This window comes from Pseudomonadota bacterium, assembly GCA_013285465.1.
GTDB lineage: Bacteria > Pseudomonadota > Alphaproteobacteria > Micavibrionales > CSBR16-224 > CSBR16-224.
This window is the reverse complement of the sequence record CP053449.1, coordinates 25610-44700: the sequence shown is the minus strand read 5'-3', so window position 1 is coordinate 44700 and position 19091 is coordinate 25610. Positions and strand designations below refer to the sequence as shown.

Genomic DNA, 19091 nt, shown 5'->3' with positions numbered 1-19091 from the left:
AAGAAAAAACGGGGACAAGACCATGTCGGAAAAAATCGAATATGACTTCAAAAGCGGCGGAGAGCATCCGTATCATATCGTCAGACCCAGCATCTGGCCGTTCTTTGGTGCGATTGCCGCTTTTCTACTGGCAGCAGGTGCCGTGCTTTATATGCATGAGGTAAAATTCCTCGGACAATCCGTCGGATTAAAAGGCGTTTTCCTTGGCCTCGCCGCCGTTCTGGCTGTCATGTTTTTCTGGTGGAAGGATGTGATTTTCGAAGCCGTCGAAGAAAAAGCGCATACGCCGATTGCGAAAATCGGAATGCGTTACGGTATGTCGCTGTTTATCGCCTCGGAAGTTATGTTCTTTTTCGCTTTTTTCTGGGCTTTCTTTAATGCCAGCCTGTTCCCGACAGATGCGATCGGCGGTGTCTGGCCGCCGGAGGGCGTTCATGCAATCCCCGCTTTCGGCCTGCCCTTCCTGATGACAATGATTTTGCTGCTCTCGGGTTGTACGGTTACATGGGCGCATCATGCCATTCTTGAAGGCGATAACGACAACGCCGTCCGCGGCCTGCTTTACACCGTATTGCTGGGTATCGTCTTTACCTGTTTTCAGGCTTATGAGTATTTCCATGCCAGCTTCGGCTTTACCGACGGCATTTACTCTTCGGCCTTTTACATGGCGACGGGCTTCCACGGTTTCCACGTTCTGGTCGGAACGATCTTTCTGGCCGTATGCTATTTCCGCGCCAAAAAGAAACATTTCACACCCGAAAGCCATTTCGGTTTCGAAGCCGCCGCATGGTACTGGCATTTCGTCGATGTCGTCTGGCTGTTTCTGTTCTGCGCTGTTTACTGGTGGGGCAATGCCTAAAACCGCCCCCAAACAGCATAAGGGAAATGATAAGGGCCCGGAGGAAACGCCGGGCCTTTTCTCCGATCTCGGCTTTGCCCTCAAAGGGCGCTGCCCGGTCTGCCGCAAGGGGAAATTGTTTTCCGCTTTCCTGACCATCACAAAAAAATGTCCGGAATGCGGCGCAGCGCTGGGCGACCATGATATCGGCGACGGTGCCGCCGTTTTTCTGATTTTTCTGCTCGGCTTTTCCCTGATGCCGCTGGCCTGGATTATCGATGTCAAATTCGCGCCGCCGATCTGGGTTCATCTTCTCTATGTCGGCGGGTTGGGGGCGGTTGCGGTCTTTTTCCTGATGCCCGCCGTCAAAGCCTATATTCTGCTGCTGGAATACCGTCACCGCCCGCCGAAAGACGCCAAAAAGAAATAGCATTTGCACCTGCCGCATTCGCCGCTAAACTAAACCTCATGGAAACGCCGGATAGCGACAGCAAAAAACTTGAAGCCAATCCCGATTGGTCCGTCTGGATGCGCGCCGCGCAGCAGGGGGATAAAACATGCTATAATAAGCTGTTAACAGCAATTGCGCCGGTATTGCGCCGTTTTGTGCAGGGACGGATCTTCAACCATGATGCGATTGAGGATATTGTGCAGGAAATCCTGCTGGCCATTCATAAATCCCGCCATACCTATAATCCCGATGAACCTTTCGAACGCTGGATGTACGGCGTTGCCCGCTACAAAATGATTGATTACCTGCGCAAAATGACCCGCCATACGCAAAAAGAGGTCTTAACGGAAAATTTTGAAACTTTTTTGCATATTCCATCGAATAGTAATAAAGAAACCGTGCAGATGCAGGATTTGCATGACGCACTGGCACAGCTGCCCGATAAACAGCGCAAGATCATTAATATGATGAAGCTGGACGGTTACTCCGTTGCGGAAACCGCCACAGAAATGAAAATGAGCGAAAGCGCGGTCAAAGTCGCAGCGCATCGCGGTTACAGGAAAATGCAGGACTGGCTTGTCAAACACGGTTACGGAGAAGAAGACGCATAAATGATACCGGATAAGGACAAAAACACGAAAAAACTGATCAGCGCACTGGCGGAAGAGCTCCCGCCCGTCCGTCCTCTACTGCCGCCGGCAAAGCGCACAGCATTATGGAGTGCGGTTTTCCTTGCCGCCATGCTGCTGGCCGTCACAATTATCAAGGGTTTCCGGCATGACCTTGCCACGGTTCTGACAGGCGCCGGCTTCCTTGCCGAAACAGCTGTATTGCTGTTCTCGGGTATTTTATGCCTTTACGCCGGATTTAAGCTTTCCGTACCGGATATCCGCTACGGCAAAATGCCTTTCGCCGCCGTATGGGTGACCGTCTTGCTGGCACTGGGGGCAAATATCATGCTGTTCCTGCTGGCGGAACCGCAGCATCTGCATAGTGAAATCGGCAAATACGGCATCTTCCACCATTGCGCCGTGAACCTGATCCTGCTGATGGCTGTGCCTGCCCTGCTTGCCTTTTATCTGGTCAGGAAATCCGCACCGGTACTGCCGCTCTGGACGGGTTATGCCGTGCTGCTGGGGATTGCCGCTTTCGCGGCAGCGGTTATGCGTCTGGTTTGCGGTGCGGACGGTTTTGCGCATTTATTGATCTGGCATTTCCTGCCAGCCTTCGGCCTGTCTTTTCTGGGACTGCTGGCCGGGATGACATTCCTGCGCTGGTAGAAAAACCGTTAATGCGGCGTGTGACCGCTTTTCTTCGGCGGTTTTTTCCCGTGCTTTTCCATCCATGCCACAGCATAGCTGCAAACAGGCACAATCCTGTCACCGCTTTTCTCCGCCGCCTGCACGATTTCCGCCATGATTTTTCCCGCCGCACCCTGGCCGCGCAATTCTTCCGGCACAAATACGCGGTTGATCGACAGGCTGTCACCATCCCTTGTGTAATCGGCAATTGCCGTGCCGCCGTCAAGTTCCAGCTCAAAACGGTTTGCTTTTGTATTATCGGTAAATTTCGTCATGCTGACATCCTCCTGATACAGTCGCGCAAAGATCATATTTCCCATCATAAACCAAAACGGCATTCTGCAGGAGAAATTCCGCGTTATTATTGACATAATACTACCATTCTGCTATCTTATGCTGGCAAATCAATTCGACCGGCAGAGCATTTAATATGGCTGAAACCGACACAAAACAGGAAAAACCCGACAGTGCCGCCCCGCAGCGGCGCATTACCTATACGCGGCAAAACGGCGGATTATGCGAGGTGGAACTGAATATGCCCGTCAAAGGCGAGGATGATACGCTGGAACGCCGTGTCCGTATCAAACGCGAGGATATCAGCCGTTACTACAGCGATGCCGACCCTTTCCGCAGCATCATTAAAACCGCACAAGGTGAAAAAATCACCGTTATGCTGCCGTTTCAGACGCTTTGTAAAGAGCTGGACGGCGCATATATCGCCGGAAAACGCCTGATTAACCTCAGTCACGTCACAGGACGGGACGCTGAAGAGCGGGAAGCCAAAGCCCGGCTTGCAAAGCTCTTTAATGCCGAGGCCGTCCTGTCTGAAATTCCTGATGGCGATTCCCTGATTATCGCCTATGGATACAGTTCCAAGAACGAGAAAAGAAAATACATATTGATGGGCTTCCTGAAAAGCGAGGTTCTCTCCGTCAAATCCGACAGCGAAGGCACCTATACCGCGATGCGGGACTGGGACAGTTATAAAGAACAGTGGCATATGAGTACGAATTACGGCCCTTTCATTTCCAAAATCGATACGGAATCCTTGCAGACGGCACTTACGGATGCCGTTTCCAAAGGCTTGAAAATCGCTGATTTGCGCAGCCAGACGCCCCCTCCGCAAAAAGCGCGCCTGATTGCAGGACTGAAACTCTCTCCCAAAGCGGCGAAAATCTGCCGTCAGGCCATTTAGGGGAGATACGGGATGGAACAGCATAAAGACATGTTCAAGGAAAAAAGCAAAATCCGCTATCTCGGCAACCGCAGCACCGCCGAACCTGTGATTGCGCTGCGCATGCATATGCGCGACCTGACAGGTGCGGGGGAGCGCGAGATCCGCATGGGCAAAAGCCAGATCACGCGCTATTACTCCGGTACGGAACAGATTTCCGTTATGGAGACGGCGGCGCAGGAAAAAATCTATGTCGCCCTGCCGTTTCAGGAGCTTTGCAATATCATGGAAGGCCGTACACCGTCAGGACGCGGCCAATTGATTGATTTAACGGAAGTGACCGGCAAAGCCGTCACAGAGGAATTGATTGATAAAAAACTTTCCTTTCTTTTCAACACCGCCGCTTTGGACGACACGCTCGGCAATGATGATCTGCTGGTCTTTATGGATGGTTACAGTGACGGCTCCGGCGGCAGAAATGAAAAAATCGCCTTTCTGGCCAGTGACGTCACAGAATATGATGACGGCTTTCTGCGCCTGCGGAATTGGGACAATTTCAAAAAAGACTGGCAGATGAGCGATCTCAGCTACGGCCCCTATATACGCACGAACGCCAAACATCTGAAAGAAGCCGTCCGCAAAGCCAAAAATGACGGGTTACACATCCTTGATTTGACGGAAAAAGAGACAGCCGCGCCGCATCCGGAACAGATTAAATTCTCCACCGCCAGCGCGCCTTTACGGCGCAGATAAAAAAGAAGCGCATCCCCTTGAGAGAATGCGCTCCTTAACTTAAATTTCAAAAATTCTTAGGCTTTTTTCGCGGCAACAGCTGTTTTCTGTTTTGCTGCCGGCTTTTTCTTTGCCGTGTCATTTGCCGGTTTTTGCGGTTGCGACGGAATTTCCGCCTTTGTAAATGTCGTCTGACCCGGATTAACAACCGTGGCAATATCCAGCGCCGCTTTGTTCATCAGCTCTTTCGCATCCTTGAATTCCTGCGGTTTCAGCGGCTTCATCGCCGTCAGCTCGATCGTGATCTCGCGTACCTGCATCCGTTTCCAGATACGGGTCAGCATATTTTCTTCGTGATACATACAATACAGCTCGCGCAGATCTGCATCACCGGACGGGTCTTTGCCGTTCACGGATTTGATTTTGATGGCAACAGGCTGTACGACCACATCCTTGTCCAGTTTAATTTCCTGCTTGTTCTTGTCGACGGCGGGATCACCGTAAAGCAGGCCGGGAAGCGCCGCACGGAACAAATGCACTTTCGACCCGTCCGATGTCGTGCCTTCGGGGAACATGATGGCATTCTGGCCGTCATTGAAATTTTTCACCAGCTTGGCGCGGGATTCGGCATTATATTCCGAGGAACGGCGCAAACCGATATATTTGATCGCCCGCGCCATTTGCGCAACCACCGGCCATTTCATGATGTCGCCTTTTCCGGCAAAAGTGCCGTCCAGCTTCGCACCCAGCGCCAGAAAATCGGCATTGGAAATATGATTGGCAACATACCATGTCTGTTTTTTCTCGACAGGGGCGGAGGCGGCGTTAAATTTGATCTTCAAACCGATCAGTTTTGCCGAAGCATTGTAAATCAGATTGGGAATAAAGGATTGGTTACCCGTCAGCGGACGCACGACAAAAGCCTGCAACGCCGCAAGCCCGATAAAAGCAGGCGTTGCCGCCAGCGCAATCCCCATACGAATGGCCGCGCGGAAATTCTTTGTCACAGCACCGATACCGTTTTTCAGCTTGCTTCCGGCAGTCTGCAGACCCGCTTTCACACCCGCCGTTACTTTCGCGGCTTTGTCTTTCGTTTTTTCAGCAGCGGTTTTTTCCGTGACGGTTTCCGTTTTATCCATTTGAAAATTCCCTCTTCATAAAATGCAGTATTATTAAAAACCAAGACCTGTGTATGTAAAAGGTTTCAGAGGTGAAATCAAGTTATTTCTAGGATTTTTCTTGTTCCTGCGACAAAAATTCAAGGATATGACGGGCAATCACGCGCTCTTCATCGGCACCCACCACACGCACATCAAACGGTTTTAAAAAAGCCAGCCCTTCCGTAACAGCCCTGCGGACAGGCGCGGCATTTTCGCCGATTCCGCCCGTAAAAACCAATAGATCAAGGCCGCCGAGACTCGCCGCCATCATCGCAATATATTGCGTCACTTTGCGCGTAAAGTAATCCACGGCGAATACCGCCTTTTCACCGCCATCCTCCAGCAGAGCCTTCATATCCGACACACCGCCCGACAGCGCCTTTAAACCCGCATCGTGATACAGCATCTCCTCAAGCGCATCCGGCGACATACCGGTGCGCAGCAGATAAATCAGCACCCCGGGGTCAAGCGCACCGCAGCGTGTCCCCATCGGTAAACCGTCCAGCGCCGTCATCCCCATCGTCGTATCAATGCTTTTTCCGTTTTTCATTGCGCACAGACTTGCACCGTTACCCAGATGCGCCACAACCACCCGCGGCGGAATTTTTCCTTCCTGCGCCAGAAAATGCGCCGTGCCTTCATAAGATAACCCGTGAAAACCGTAACGACGCACGCCTTCTTCCCGCAATTTTTCCGGCAGGGCAAAACAATCCGCCACCGCGTCATGTCCGGCATGAAAAGCCGTATCAAAACAGCCGATCTGTTTCAACCCGGGATAAATCTCCGCCAAAGCCCGCACCGCCGCAAGATTATGCGGCTGATGCAGCGGTGCCAAAGGCACAAATCCGTCCAGTCTGTCCAGCACCTCCGGTGTCAGCAAAACAGGGGCGCAAAACACCCCGCCGCCATGCACGATACGGTGCCCCGCCGCAACAACATGCCGGCCGTCATCCGCAGCGTCAATCCAGTCCAGCACATATTGCAGCGCCTGTTTCTGCGTCAAATCCTGCGGCAGCTCACGCGGCGTTTCCCCTTTGACCGTAAAAACCGGTGCCGTGCCGATCCCCGTCACCCGCCCGTCAGCCAGCAGCGGCAAATCCGCCGCCGCACCGAAAATACGGAATTTCACACTCGATGAACCGGTATTTAAAACCAGTAATATATCCGTCATTTAATCTGCCCCTGTCTGCGGGCCTCCGCCATTCTGACCGCCAGCGCACAGGACATCAGCCTTGTGCGCAGATTATCCGAGCGGCTGGTCAAAATCACCGGCACACGTGCGCCCAACACCAATCCTGCCGCATCGCTATTCCCCAGAAACGTCAGCTGTTTTGCCACCATATTTCCCGCCTCGATATCCGGCGTTATCAGAATATCGGCATCCCCCGCAACGGATGAGGTAATGCCTTTTTGCGCGACCGCCTGCTGACTGATCGCCAGATCCAGTGCCAGCGGCCCGTCAAAAATGCCGCCCGCAATCTGGCCGCGCTCCGCCATTTTACACAGACAGGCGGCATCAATCGTTGCCTGCATCCGCGCATTCACGGTTTCCACAGCAGCCAGCACCGCGACTTTCGGCTCCAGCCCGTCATTGCCTTCGATAATCTTCCACAAGGCAACCGCATTGCGGCAAATATCGGCCTTTACTTCCAGATCGGGCGAAATATTGATCGCCGCATCGGTAATAATCAGCGGCTTGTGATAAGACGGGATATCCATGACATAAGCATGGCTGATGCGCCGTTCCGTCCGTAGCCCGCTATCACGCGCCACAATCGCCGAAAGCAGTTCATCGGTATGCAGCGACCCTTTCATAATGGCCTGTACATGACCGGATGCCGCCAGGCGTGCCGCTTCTTCCGCCGCCGCATGGGAATGTTCCGTATCAACAAGTTCGAATGCGGAAATATCAAATGCCGCCTCCTCCGCCGCCGCCAGAATACGCGCCTTCGGGCCGATCAGAACGGGAATAATCAGATTTTCCTCCACCGCTTCACGCAGCGCCTCCATTCCGTGTTTCTTCACCGGATGCACCACCGCCGTCTGCAGCGGCGGCAGGTTTTCACAGGAATCAATCAAAGCACGGTAACGGTCGGCATATTTAAAATGCACTTCCGGCAGCTCCGTGCGTTCTTTACGGATTTTCTCCGTCGGCGCCAGTACCACCGCTTCTCCTTTCACCAGAATCTCGCCCAGCTGGTTGCGGCATTCACAGTCCAGCGTCACAACGGGTTTATCCGTCCGTTTTTCCGTCACCGTGACCGTGACCGTCACCATATCACCGATACGCACCGGTTTTTTGAAACGGATATTCTGACTTAAATAAATCGTTCCCGGCCCCGGCAGCACCGTACCAAGCAGCGTGGAAATCAAAGCTCCCGGCCACATACCATGTCCGATGATACCGTGAAAAATCGTGTCATTGGCATAGACCTCGTCCAGATGGGCGGGATTGATATCCCCTGATGCGAGGGCAAACAGATCAATTTCTTCCTTTGTCAGCTCCCGCATCAGCGAGGCCTGTTGTCCGATTTTCAATTCGTCAAAGGTGACATTTTCGATCATCCCGTCATTCTGTTCTTCTGTCATTTCTGCCTGTCCCTTTTCCGTTTCACCCTGTTAAAAATCCGCAGCCTTATCTGTTTTTCAAACTCCATGATAAATAGCAGCACCGCGCCTGTGCAGATAATGACCGCGCCATCCTGCAAGGGAACGCTCTCGGTGCCGAAAACGCCCTGCATAAAAGGCGTATAAGTCAGTAAGAACTGCCCTGCCGTCACCAACATCACCGCAATCCAGACAGGCGGCGTTCCCAGCACCGCTTTCCATGTCAGCGACGTACCGTAAAGATTGCGAAAGAAAAACAGATAGGCGATCTCCATCACCACCAGCGCATTGACAACCATTGTGCGGCATAAATCCAGATTATGTCCGCGGCTCTCGCCGTAAAGGAATATCCCCCAGATGCCGCCGGCAAACAGCACAGAGACAAAAACAATCTGCCAGACCAGCCCGCCCGACAGCAGCGCTTCCGTACGCGGACGCGGCGGACGCTTCATCGTATTTTCCTCTGTCGGCTCAAAAGCCAGTGCCATCCCCAGCGCCGTATCGGTGACAAGATTAATCCATAAAATCTGCAAAGCGGTCAAAGGCAAAGTCATGCCTGAAAAAACCGCACCGACAATCACCAGCGATTCTCCGGCATTGGTCGGTAATGTCCAGCCGATCACTTTCTTCAAGTTATCATACACCGTACGCCCCTCGCGTACGGCGGCGGCAATGGAGGCGAAATTATCATCCGACAAAACAATCGCCGCGGCTTCTTTCGCCGCTTCACTGCCCTTACGCCCCATCGCAATGCCGACATCGGCGCGTTTCAGCGCCGGGGCATCATTAACACCATCCCCCGTCATTGCCACCACCATCTGATGTGCCTGCAAAGCCTTCACCAGTCTTAATTTATGCGCAGGGCTTGTCCGTGCGAAAACGTCCGTTTCCAGCACGGCACGGCTCAGCGTTTCATCATCCATCGCATCCAGATCATGTCCTGTCAGCACATGATCCGGATATTCCAGCCCGACCTGACGCGCAATTGCCGTTGCCGTCACGGCATGGTCACCGGTAATCATTTTCACGCTGATCCCCGCCGTGCGGCATGCCGCGACGGCCTCGACCGCCTCATCCCGCGGCGGATCAATCAATCCGAACAGTCCCAGCAATACCAGATTGTTCTCCGCCTCTTCCGCCGTAATTTTCTGCTGCGGCGCGGGCAGAGATTTCACCGCCACCGCCAGAACGCGCTGGCCTTCCGCTGCGATGGTTTCCACCGCCTCACGCCAGTAATCTTTATCCAGTGCCGCCTCGCCGCCATCCGCCAGTCTTTGACTGCCGCAAAGCTCCAGTATTTTTTCCGGCGCGCCCTTCACATACAGCAATGCCGCGCCCGCAGGTGTTTCATGCAGCACCGCCATATAACGTGTTTTCGCATCAAAGGGAATCGCCGCGCGGCGGGGAAGGCGCTTCCGCAGCTCCTCCTCCTGCAAGCCGCATTTCCGCGCCATCGTCAGCAGCGCCCCCTCCATCGGGTCACCTTCAACAAACCAGCCATCCTGTTCCTGATGCAACACCGCGCTGTTACACAGCACCCCGCCTTCCGCGATAAATCCCAGCGTTTCATGCGCGGCAAGATCAATCGGCGTCCCGCCCAGCAGCACCTCCCCGTCAGGCGCATAACCTTCTCCCGTCACGGTAAAATCGGCCTCCGCCGTGACAATCGTCGCGACCGTCATTTCATTATGGGTCAAGGTGCCGGTTTTATCCGTACAGATAACGGACACCGCGCCCAGCGTTTCAATTGCCGGCATCCGCCGCACAATCGCATGCCGCTTCGCCATGGCCTGCACACCGATTGCCAGCGTAATCGTCAGTACCGCAGGCAGGCCTTCGGGAATCGCCGCCACTGCCAGCCCGACCGCCACCATAAACAGTTCCGCAAACTCCATCCCGCGCAGCAGCGTGCCGTACAGCGTCATCAAAGCCGCGCCGATTAAAATAACGGCGCTAAGATAACGGGCAAAGCGGTTCATTTTTTCAATCAGCGGTGTGACCAGCGGCTGAATTTCCGCCAGCATATCACTGATTTTTCCGATTTCCGTTGCGCCGCCCGTTGCCGCAACAACGCCCGTTCCCGTGCCGCCCGCCACCATCGTGCCCTTGAAAGCCATGCAGCGGCGATCACCCAGCGGCAGTTTTTCCGCAACAGCCGCCGTCTCTTTTTCAACGGGAACGGATTCCCCTGTCAAAACCGCCTCGCTGATCAATAACCCCTCCGCCTGCAACAGGCGCAGATCAGCCGGCACTTTATCCCCGGCTTCGATCAGCACAATATCTCCCGGTACCAGCTGTTCAGCCGGCAGAGTCACACGCTGCCCGCCGCGCAAAACCGCCGCCGCCGGTGCCAGCATTTTGCGGATGGCCTCCATCGCTTTTTCCGCGCGCCCCTCCTGCAAAAAGCCGATCAGGGCATTAATCAGCACAACCGCCAGAATAACCGCCATATCGACAAAATGCCCCATCAGCGCCGTCACCGCCGCCGATATCAACAGCACATAAATCAGAACATTGTGAAATTGCCGGAGGAAGCGCGTCAACGGACCGGCGCGTTTTACATCGGGCAGCTTGTTTAACCCGTATTTTTCCAAACGCTGCGCCGCTTCTTCCACAGACAGACCGTGCATATCCGTTTTCAGGATTTGTAACGCCGTTTCCGTTTCCGCCGTATGGATTATCTGCTCTTGCTGCGACACCCGTGCCCCCTTCATCTCTCTTGCAAAAGATACTATCACTCCTTTCCGCAGCGGACAACGGAACCCGCGGCCTCTCTTGAAAATTCTCTTCCCGATTTCCACAGGTGACAGCGATTCCGCTTTGTGCCAGAATAATGACACCAAAGCCGTTTTTTCGGTCAATCATTTTCCGCATTTTTCTCAAAGGTTTCTCTTCCGATGACAGCCGTTTTTGCCATGCTTATCTCCGTCTTTCTTTTCAGCCTTTACCCTTTGCTGGCTTCTTTCGGGCTGGAGCAAAATGATCCGGTTTTATTTGTCATGCTGGCGCATTTTTTCTGTTCCCTCGCCTCTTTTGCCATCGGCTACAGGCTTTTCAAAAACCGCTATACCGGTAAAAGAAGCTTTTGGAGCAGCTTGAAAGTCGAAAAACATATCTGGCTTTCAGCCTTTGCAACAGGGGCGGCGGCGGCGGTCGCGCATTCCTGTTTTATGCTGGCGTTGATCAAAACATCAAAAATCGGCGCCACGATTATATATGAAACATGGCCGATACTGGCCATCTGGCTGACGCCTTTTCTGGTTGCCAAAGCCTGGGAAAAAGTCCGCGGGCTTGATTACGCTTTCGGTTTTCTCGCCCTGATCGGCGTCGGCTTTATCGTCAGCGCCGATAGCCGCGAAATTGTGCAGCAGCTCGCCTTTTCCGCCTTCAAAGATATCGAAGCCGTGCGTCTGGAAGGCTATGTTCTGGCCTTTATCGGCAGTCTCGGCATTGCACTCAGCACGGTTCTCAGGGCGCGGGTCTCGCAATATTTTACGCAGCATCATGACGGTGATGTTCTGCTCAGCGCCTGTTTCAGCAGCGGATTAACGCGCTTTGCCGCCCTGCCGTTTTTCATCCTGACCTTCTGGTATTTTCAGGAAGACGGTATCAGCACGATGGTCGTCAATGATGTCTGGCTGGCCGCCGTTATCGGTGTTGTCGTTTATACCGGCGGCAGCCTGTTTTACACACGCGGCTTTCTCGGTGCAAAAAACCCGAATATCCAGGTGCTGTATTATCTCGCCCCCGTTCTGTCGATCACATGGCTGCAAATCTTCGGCTTTTCACACATCAATGATTTTGTCGTCATCGGCACTTTATTCGTCCTAACAGCCAATCTGCTGGTCACCATCAAGGCCGAACACAGTTTTTCCTATACTTCCAGCATGCTCACCCTGCTATTCGGCGGCGCTTACTGCTATTTCACAACGGGGCGGGGGCTGCCGGATTTTTACGATGCGATTTCCTTTACAACGGTCATCTATGCCATTCTGATCGCCTTCGCATGGGACCGCGTCATCACCCGCAGCAAACATGTGGAAACGCTGGCGCTGGATATTTCTTACGGGCTGGATGCTTTGCGCGCCTCTTATAAAAAACGGGATAAAAAACCGCTCAATGCCTTGATCAAATACACGGACGCGCTTTTATCCACCGGCGATAAACAACGCATTCACCTTGTTTATAAAAAACTAACCGCCTTAAAGAAAAACTGGCACGACGATAGCGTCCGCATTCTCTATAGGGATATCGACAGCCTCGTCCTGTCAAAATTGCGCGATATGATGCTCAGCGAAATCGTCTTACTGGCTCTGATCGGCGGTTCGACCATCTTCGGCCTAATGGTCTTCCGCCCCGACGGTTTATGGCAGGATACGGCCTCGGTGGTGATGAGCGCCGCCGTTGTTTTTATCTTTTTTGCCATTTTCGACCAGATGCGCGAATGCGGCAAAAACCCAATGCATGGCAACAGCAAAATCTGCAGCGAAATCAATCCCGATCTGTTCCGTCCGAAAAACGAGTTCAATTTTATTGCCATTGTGCTGATTTCCATGCTGCTGCTGGTTTTTGCCGGATTATTTTCCTATAAACACGGGGCTTTTCCGTTCGGGGCAGCGGTGATATAGTAACGGCACATTTTTTATCTCTTTCTTCTTTTTAGGGAGTGCCCTTGCTATGCCCGCCTTCAAAACACAGCCGGAAGCTTTTGCCGGAGGCTCTGCAGCCTCCGCTGCCAACCGTTTGACACGCAAAGATATCGAAAGCCTGTTCCGCAGCGGTGATGCTGCGGATATCGGCAAGGGGCTGGAGGCCGGCGGTATCGACTACGTCAAAACCGGCGTGTTTGATATTGACGGTGTGTTGCGCGGCAAATATATGCAGCGCGATAAATTTATCTCTGCCTTAAAAAACGGTTTCGGCTTTTGTGATGTCGTACTGGGCTGGGATTCCAATGACCAGCTTTACGATCAGGCTTCTTATACCGGATGGCACACCGCCTATCCCGATGCGCCTGTCCGGCTGCTGCCCGATACCGCACGCATCATTCCCTTCGAGGAAAACGGCATTTTCTGTCTTGCGGAATTCGACGGTGCGGCGGAAAAATGCTGCCCGCGCGGTTTATTGCGCCGCGTTCTGGCGCGTGCCGAAGCGCAAGGCATTCTGCCGCAAGCCTCCTGCGAATTTGAATTCTTTATTTTTGACGAAACACCGGAATCCGTGCGCGAGAAGAATTACAAAAATCTGAATAATCTGACTCCCGGATTTTTCGGCTATTCCGTTTTGCGCAACTCCGTCCATGCCGAGCTGTATCAGGATATCCTGAATCTGTCCCGTGATATGCGTTTCCCGATCGAAGGGCTACACACTGAAACGGGGGCAGGGGTGCTGGAAGCCGCGCTGGTCTATGATAACGCGCTGGAAGCCGCCGACCGCGCCGCACTATTCAAAACCTTCGTCAAGGTTCTGGCGCAAAGAAAAGGGCTGATGGCCACATTCATGGCGAAATATTCACCGGACTGGCCGGGGCAATCCGGCCATATCCATGTGTCTTTCACCGATAAGGACAGCGGTAAAAACCTGTTTTATGATGCGGATGCCGATCACAATATTTCGGATAAAATGCGCTGGTTTATCGGCGGGCAGCAGGCGCTGATGCCGGAACTGCTGTCTATGACGGCCTGCACCGTCAACAGTTTCAGCCGTCTGATCCCCGGTTTCTGGGCACCGATTGCCGCCGCATGGGGGATTGAAAACCGCACGACAGCACTCAGGGCGATTACCGGTAGTGAAAAAGCGCAACGCGTTGAATACCGTATTGCCGCCGCCGATATCAACCCCTATATCGCGCTCTCCGCCGCCATCGGTTCAGGGCTGTGGGGGATTGAAAACAAGATCGAACCGACCGCCCCCGTCAAAGGCAATGCTTATGACATGACTTTCCCCAAGAAATTCCGGTTCCCCGCCACGCTTTACGAAGCCGCGGGACGTTTGCGCCAGTCAAAAGCCGCCGCAGAACTGTTCGGAAAGGATTTTGTTGAGCACTACGCCCAGTCCCGCGAATGGGAGGAACGCGAATTCCGCAAAGCCATCACCGATTGGGAACTGCAACGCTATTTCGAGATTATTTAAAGGACAACGCGCATGGGAAAACCCGCAAAAAAAACCGCCGACAACACATTTCAGGTTATTTCGCCTGTGGATGGCAGCGTCTATCTGACCCGCAGCTATCATACGGAATCCGATATTGATGCCGCCCTGCATAGCGCAAAAAAAGCACAGCGAGACTGGGCAAAAACCCCGCTGGCGAAAAAACAGGATATCCTGTCAAAGGCGCTGGATATTCTGACCGGATGGACAAGCGATATCGCCGAAGAAATCACCCGCCAGATCGGTCGTCCGCTGGCGCAGTCACCGGGTGAATTGCGCGGATTGGAAGAACGCGGCCGCCATATGATCGCCATTGCCGAAGAAGCTTTGGCGGATATCGTGCCGGAGGAAAAAGAAGGTTTCCTGCGCCGCATCAAACGCGTTCCCGTCGGTGTCTCTGTGGTTGTCGCGCCGTGGAATTACCCTTATCTGACATCAGTGAATGCCATTTTTCCCGCGCTGCTGGCAGGCAATGCCGTTATTTTGAAACATTCGCACCAGACCCCTCTGGTTGCCGACCGTTATGAAGCCGCTTTTCAGGAAGCCGGACTGCCGCAGGGCATCTTCCGGAAACTTGACCTGACACATCAGGATACGGAAAAACTGCTGGCTGATCCGCGCACGGATTCCGTCAGCTTCACCGGTTCCGTCAAAGGCGGTATTGCCGCGCAAAAAGCCGTCATCGGCAAATTCATCCCCGTCGGGCTGGAGCTGGGCGGCAAAGACCCCGCCTATGTCCGCTTTGATGCTGATCTGGACAATGCCGTCGAAAATCTTGTCGATGGCGCCTTTTTCAATTCCGGTCAGTCCTGTTGCGGTATTGAACGCATCTATGTCCATAAAAGCCTTTATGATGATTTTGTTGCCGGTTTTGTGCGGCTGACGGAACGCTACCGTCTTGGCAACCCGCTCAGCCCCGAAACCACACTTGGCCCGATGGTCCGCACAAGCGCAGCGGATTTCGTGCGCGGACAAATCGCCGAAGCCGTCAAACAGGGCGCAACCGCATTGATTGATGACGGCAAATTCCCGGCCTCCGAAAAAGGCACGCCCTATCTTGCGCCGCAAGTGCTGACCGATGTCACACATGATATGCGCGTGATGACGGAAGAAAGCTTCGGCCCCGTCATCGGCATCATGGCTGTCGAAAATGATATGGAAGCCCGCGCCTTGATGAATGACAGCGCCTACGGATTAACAGCCTCGCTCTGGACACAGGATGCCGATGCCGCCGCCGCGCTGGCCGCTGATCTTGAAACCGGTACGGTGTTTATGAACCGCTGTGATTATCTTGACCCCGCACTGGCATGGACAGGCGTCAAGGATTCAGGCTGCGGCGCAACATTATCCGTGCTGGGTTTTTCCGGCTTCACCCGCCCGAAAAACCTGCATTTCCGCCTTTAACAGGAGTAGAACGCATGAGCAAAACACTTTCCGGCAACTGGAACTACCCCACCAAAACCATCTTCGGCGAGGGTCTTTTGGCAAAACTGCCGCAGCTGTGCCGCGATTTGAATATCGGCAAGCCGCTACTGGTCACAGATGAAGGGCTGGCGGAATCGGATATCGTCAAAACCGCGCTGAAAATCAATGCCGATGCCGGTATGACCACCGCGCTGTTCACAAAGGTCAAAGGCAACCCGACCGGAAAGAACGTCACAGACGGCACAGCCTATTACAAGGAACAGCATTGTGACGGCGTCATCGCCTTCGGCGGCGGCAGCGGTCTGGATGCAGGCAAGGCTATTGCCCTGATGGCGGGACAAAACCGCCCGCTCTGGGATTTTGAAGATGTCGGTGACAATTGGACACGCGTGAATGCCGATGGAATCGCGCCGATTATCGCCATTCCGACAACAGCGGGAACAGGCTCGGAAGTCGGACGCGCCTCCGTCATTACCAAGGAAGACACGCATGAAAAGAAAATCATCTTCCACCCGAAAATGCTGCCCGATGTCGTGATTGCCGATCCGGCGCTGACCATCGGCCTGCCGCCGCATCTGACGGCGGCAACAGGGCTGGATGCTTTTATCCATTCTTTCGAGGCCTTCTGCGCCCCCGGCTATCACCCGATGGCGGACGGGATCGCGCTGGAAGGCATGCGGCTGATTTCCCTGAACCTGCCCCGCGCCTATATGAACGGCAAGGATGTGGAAGCCCGCGCCAATATGCTGGCAGCCTCGATGATGGGGGCGGCCGCCTTCCAGAAAGGGCTGGGCGGCGTGCATGCGCTGGCACATCCGCTCGGCGCGGTGTATGACAAGCATCACGGGCTTTTAAACGCCATTCTTCTGCCTTATGTGATGATCCGTAACCGTGATGCCATCAACGGCAAAATGGAACTGCTGGCGCGTTTCCTGAACCTGCCCGGTACGCACGGTTTTGACGCCGTGCTGGACTGGGTGATGCGGATCAGGGAAAGTCTGGGCATTCCGCACAGCCTGTCGGAAATCGGCATCAAAACCGGCGATGCGGCAAAAATCGGCGCAATGGCGCTGGCCGACCCGTCATCGGGCGGCAATCCGCTGCCCTTGAAGGCAAAAGATTATGCCGCATTATTTGACGCCGCCCGCCGCGGCGACCTTGACAGCGCCAAAATAGCGGCGTAAAAGAGCCGCCTTATAACGGAAGGCAATAAGAGGACGCCATGTCACATCTACGTATCGGTATTTCCGCCAATTTCTTTTACCCGGATCCTGACCGAAAATTTTACGCCAAGAAAACCCTCGCTTTTCTGGAACAGGGCATGTGCGATTTTTTCGCAGATGCGGGCGCGATTCCCTATATGATGCCGAAAATCTCCGGCAAGGTGACCAGCCGTGACGCAGTGGCCGAAATGGACGGAATCGTTTTCGCAGGCGGCGCCGATTTATGCCCGCGCAGCTATGGCGAAGAACCGCTGAAACCGGAATGGGAAGGTGATGCCGCCCGTGATGACTACGAAATCGCACTGTTTCATGCCGCAAAAGAGCTGAAAAAACCCGTTCTCGGCATCTGCCGCGGTATGCAGCTGATAAATGTCGCGCTTGGCGGCACGCTGTATCAGGATATCGCCACCCAGATCGACACGGACACCACGCATCGCTGCGCCCATGCCTATGATAATCTGAAACATGAAATCGATATCACGCCCGATACGGCGCTGTCCTATATTTTCGAAGGGCGGGAAAAGGCGATTGTGAACAGCGTCCATCATCAGGCCGTGCATAAACTCGGCAAAGGGCTGAAAGTGCAGGCCGTCTCCTCCACCGATAACGTCATCGAATCATTCTGGCTGGACGAGCCCGACAGCTATGTCATGGCCGTGCAATGGCACCCCGAATTCGCCCGCAACGAAACAAAGGCAGATGCCGATGCCCTGCTGGCACATTATCTGAACGCCGTTCAGTCCCGCAAGGGTGACTAAGCGAGATGTGTATGCCGAAAAAATTTTTGTATTTTATTGCTTTACTTTCTTTTCTATCGGCGTTTATCTGCAACGCGGGAATATCGCAGGCAGAGGAGGGCGCGCAGCAGACCTCCATCATCGACATTTTGGGGCTTGAAAGCGAAAGACTGGAGCGCTACAAAACAGCTGCGGAAAGAATTAAATCACATATGGTTGATCCCGCGCCGGGCGAATATCCGGTCAAGTTTTTCTCTCAAACAGAGATGCCTACTATCCTCAGCGCACACACGCAAAACAGTGTCTTTGGGAGCAATTTCCCGCACTGGATTGACAACCGCTATGTTGTTTATAACGCTATCACGAAAAATTACCGTATCAGTCCGCGAGCGATTATTATACTGGATACGCAAACAGGGACGTTCAGAAAACTTGACGAAGGGCCGATAGGAAAAACGAATAGCCGTCTTTGCTACTATCCCGCGACACGGCGTTTCACTTATTTACGCAGCGTTCCGAAATCCGTGAATAAATACGGTCACATCATATACTACGGTCATTTCAACGAAAATGCTGAATTCGTGGAAGAATTTAACAGTAAAACCCATCCAGAAACCAAAGGGCTTTATTTAACCAATTGTGAGCCAAGCTACGGTATACGACCTCCCCATCCGGCCTTTCACCCTGATGACGGTATGATGACAATCAAACACACAAGTGTTCATCATAAACTACCCAACAGCACCCTAACCGTTCGCAGCAAATATCAGCCTGGAAAATTTACATGGCAGAAGCCTGACGGCACAAAAGGTGAAATCGACATAAACTGGCGCGGAACACACCCGCCATATCCGACATTCGATCGCAATAGCGACCGCTATTTCCTTGCCACCCACGCATCAGAAGAAGATGACAGCCGTCAAGTCCTCTGGTTTGACCGTCAGTTTAACCTTGTTGATCAATACACGCTTCCACCAATGAACATGGAAAACGGTGCACATACAATGCTGCGTCACCCGGTATCAAACGGTTTTGTGATACCATGCAGCTATGCGGGGCTGAAACGGGATGAGCCGGATGTCTTAGATTTATGGGGCAATCAGCAAAAAAGCTATCTCTGCCTTGTCACACGTGAACAAAAAATTATCCGTGTTTTAGCAGGTGCAGTCAGCGACCTGGCTGTTTCCGCAAACGGTTGCCGTATTTTCGGGTTGTGGAAACCCTATATGCTCGCGGATATATCAACAGGCAAAAACTTCATCGCTGAGATTTGCCCCGCCGAAGAATAATCCT

Annotated in this window: 17 protein-coding genes; 12 read left to right on the top strand and 5 right to left on the bottom strand. The window is 53.4% G+C overall.

All coding sequences use genetic code 11. The features are described from left to right. Nucleotides 1-22: 22 nt before the first annotated feature. Genes HND56_00205 through HND56_00190 form a run of 4 tightly spaced genes read left to right on the top strand, consistent with a single transcriptional unit; the run spans nucleotide 23 to nucleotide 2569 of the window. Nucleotides 23-859: a cytochrome c oxidase subunit 3 gene (locus tag HND56_00205; GenBank protein QKK04196.1), complete on the top strand. Its 837-nt coding sequence runs from the start codon at nucleotides 23-25 to the stop codon at nucleotides 857-859. Then, the gene (locus HND56_00200) at nucleotides 852-1268 is read left to right on the top strand and encodes a DUF983 domain-containing protein (GenBank protein ID QKK04195.1); all 417 of its coding nucleotides are present in this window, start codon (nucleotides 852-854) and stop codon (nucleotides 1266-1268) included. The genes HND56_00205 and HND56_00200 overlap by 8 nt, the downstream gene beginning before the upstream one ends. 38 nt (nucleotides 1269-1306) lie before the next feature. After that, the gene (locus HND56_00195) at nucleotides 1307-1900 is read left to right on the top strand and encodes a sigma-70 family RNA polymerase sigma factor (GenBank protein QKK04194.1); all 594 of its coding nucleotides are present in this window, start codon (nucleotides 1307-1309) and stop codon (nucleotides 1898-1900) included. Beyond that, on the top strand, nucleotides 1901-2569 hold the full coding sequence (locus tag HND56_00190; GenBank protein ID QKK04193.1) for a DUF1109 domain-containing protein: 669 nt from the start codon (nucleotides 1901-1903) through the stop codon (nucleotides 2567-2569). A gap of 8 nt (nucleotides 2570-2577) precedes the next feature. On the opposite strand, the gene HND56_00185 is transcribed toward HND56_00190, so the two are convergent. After that, complete coding sequence (locus HND56_00185) at nucleotides 2578-2865, bottom strand: N-acetyltransferase (GenBank protein ID QKK04192.1); 288 nt, start codon at nucleotides 2863-2865, stop codon at nucleotides 2578-2580. A 155-nt stretch (nucleotides 2866-3020) separates the two neighbouring features. Between HND56_00185 and HND56_00180 the strand changes: the two genes are divergently transcribed. Then, on the top strand, nucleotides 3021-3785 hold the full coding sequence (locus HND56_00180) for a hypothetical protein (protein QKK04191.1): 765 nt from the start codon (nucleotides 3021-3023) through the stop codon (nucleotides 3783-3785). A gap of 12 nt (nucleotides 3786-3797) precedes the next feature. After that, on the top strand, nucleotides 3798-4517 hold the full coding sequence (locus HND56_00175) for a hypothetical protein (protein QKK04190.1): 720 nt from the start codon (nucleotides 3798-3800) through the stop codon (nucleotides 4515-4517). Between the two features lie 56 nt (nucleotides 4518-4573). Here the strand turns inward: HND56_00175 and HND56_00170 are convergent, their stop codons facing one another. The 4 genes from HND56_00170 to HND56_00155 form a co-directional block, all read right to left on the bottom strand. After that, nucleotides 4574-5635, bottom strand: a complete 1062-nt coding sequence (locus HND56_00170; GenBank protein ID QKK04189.1) for a 1-acyl-sn-glycerol-3-phosphate acyltransferase — start codon at nucleotides 5633-5635, stop codon at nucleotides 4574-4576. An 88-nt stretch (nucleotides 5636-5723) separates the two neighbouring features. Next, nucleotides 5724-6827, bottom strand: a complete 1104-nt coding sequence (locus HND56_00165; protein QKK04188.1) for an acetate kinase — start codon at nucleotides 6825-6827, stop codon at nucleotides 5724-5726. Next, a complete protein-coding gene (locus HND56_00160) occupies nucleotides 6824-8245 on the bottom strand; it encodes a bifunctional enoyl-CoA hydratase/phosphate acetyltransferase (protein ID QKK04187.1) in 1422 nt (473 codons plus the stop codon). Before HND56_00160 ends, HND56_00165 begins: the two co-directional genes overlap by 4 nt. Beyond that, on the bottom strand, nucleotides 8242-10977 hold the full coding sequence (locus HND56_00155; GenBank protein ID QKK06508.1) for a cation-transporting P-type ATPase: 2736 nt from the start codon (nucleotides 10975-10977) through the stop codon (nucleotides 8242-8244). The genes HND56_00160 and HND56_00155 overlap by 4 nt, the downstream gene beginning before the upstream one ends. A gap of 183 nt (nucleotides 10978-11160) precedes the next feature. On the opposite strand from HND56_00155, the gene HND56_00150 reads away from it, so the two are divergent. From HND56_00150 to HND56_00125, 6 genes are read left to right on the top strand one after another with little or no spacing between them, the layout of a single operon-like run. After that, nucleotides 11161-12891, top strand: coding sequence for a DMT family transporter (locus HND56_00150; protein QKK04186.1), 1731 nt, complete (start codon nucleotides 11161-11163; stop codon nucleotides 12889-12891). Nucleotides 12892-12940: 49 nt separating this feature from the next. Further along, a complete protein-coding gene (locus HND56_00145) occupies nucleotides 12941-14395 on the top strand; it encodes a glutamine synthetase (protein QKK04185.1) in 1455 nt (484 codons plus the stop codon). Nucleotides 14396-14407: 12 nt separating this feature from the next. Further along, a complete protein-coding gene (locus tag HND56_00140; GenBank protein QKK04184.1) occupies nucleotides 14408-15817 on the top strand; it encodes an aldehyde dehydrogenase family protein in 1410 nt (469 codons plus the stop codon). A 14-nt stretch (nucleotides 15818-15831) separates the two neighbouring features. Further along, nucleotides 15832-17022 (top strand): iron-containing alcohol dehydrogenase, encoded by a 1191-nt coding sequence (locus tag HND56_00135; protein ID QKK04183.1) that lies wholly within the window; start codon nucleotides 15832-15834, stop codon nucleotides 17020-17022. 38 nt (nucleotides 17023-17060) lie between these two features. Further along, nucleotides 17061-17819, top strand: coding sequence for a gamma-glutamyl-gamma-aminobutyrate hydrolase family protein (locus HND56_00130; protein QKK04182.1), 759 nt, complete (start codon nucleotides 17061-17063; stop codon nucleotides 17817-17819). An 11-nt stretch (nucleotides 17820-17830) separates the two neighbouring features. Next, nucleotides 17831-19087 carry a hypothetical protein gene (locus HND56_00125; GenBank protein QKK04181.1) on the top strand — a complete coding sequence of 419 codons (1257 nt, stop codon included), beginning with the start codon at nucleotides 17831-17833 and terminating at the stop codon, nucleotides 19085-19087. The last annotated feature ends 4 nt before the right edge of the window (nucleotides 19088-19091 follow it).